This window comes from Nocardia sp. NPDC004582 (assembly GCF_053602115.1).
On sequence record NZ_JBSGCY010000307.1, the window covers coordinates 1 to 1,133 of the forward strand.

At 67.3% G+C, this 1,133-nt stretch carries 2 protein-coding genes; both read left to right on the forward strand.

Annotated features, from left to right (window positions below; translation table 11 throughout):
• On the forward strand, window positions 1-337 hold a 337-nt coding region (gene rpsK / locus ACWELJ_RS34215), incomplete at its 5' end, for a 30S ribosomal protein S11 (protein ID WP_452370192.1).
• Window positions 338-451: 114 nt separating this feature from the next.
• Window positions 452-1,133 (forward strand): DNA-directed RNA polymerase subunit alpha (locus tag ACWELJ_RS34220; RefSeq protein ID WP_452370193.1); only part of this gene is annotated, 682 nt, incomplete at its 3' end.

Sequence of the window (1,133 nt, forward strand, 5' to 3'; positions counted from 1 at the left end):
CGGCCAGGCGCACATCAAGAGCACGTTCAACAACACGATCGTGTCCATCACGGACCCGGCCGGCAACGTGATCTCGTGGGCCTCCGCGGGCCACGTCGGCTTCAAGGGCTCCCGCAAGTCCACGCCGTTCGCCGCGCAGATGGCTGCCGAGTCGGCCGCCCGCCGCGCGCAGGAGCACGGCATGCGCAAGGTTGACGTCTTCGTGAAGGGCCCCGGCTCCGGCCGTGAGACCGCGATCCGCTCGCTCCAGGCGACCGGGCTCGAGGTCGGCTCCATCCAGGACGTCACCCCCACCCCGCACAACGGCTGCCGTCCGCCGAAGCGTCGCCGCGTCTGACGCACGCTTGACTGAGGTTCGGGCGGTACGGCTCCTTCGAGGCGTGCCGCCCGTACCCTTGCAGTACCAGTAGGACGTCAAATAGCGGGCGTCCCTGACTGAAGGAAACGAAACATGCTGATCGCTCAGCGTCCCTCGTTGACCGAAGAGGTCGTCGACGAGTTCCGCTCCCGGTTCGTGATCGAGCCGCTGGAGCCGGGCTTCGGCTACACCCTCGGCAACTCCCTCCGCCGGACCCTCCTCTCCTCGATCCCGGGTGCCGCTGTCACCAGCATCCGCATCGACGGCGTCCTGCACGAGTTCACCACCGTGCCGGGCGTCAAGGAGGACGTCACCGACCTGATCCTCAACATCAAGCAGCTCGTCGTCTCCTCGGAGCACGACGAGCCGGTCGTGATGTACCTGCGCAAGCAGGGCCCGGGTCTGGTCACCGCCGCCGACATCGCGCCCCCGGCCGGTGTCGAGGTGCACAACCCCGACCTCGTCCTCGCCACGCTCAACGGCAAGGGCAAGCTGGAGATGGAGCTGACGGTCGAGCGCGGCCGCGGTTACGTCTCCGCCGTGCAGAACAAGCAGGTCGGTCAGGAGATCGGGCGCATCCCGGTCGACTCGATCTACTCGCCGGTTCTCAAGGTCACGTACAAGGTCGAGGCCACGCGTGTCGAGCAGCGCACCGACTTCGACAAGCTGATCGTCGACGTCGAGACCAAGCAGGCGATGCGTCCCCGTGACGCCATGGCCTCCGCCGGTAAGACGCTGGTCGAGCTGTTCGGTCTCGCCCGCGAGCTGAACATCG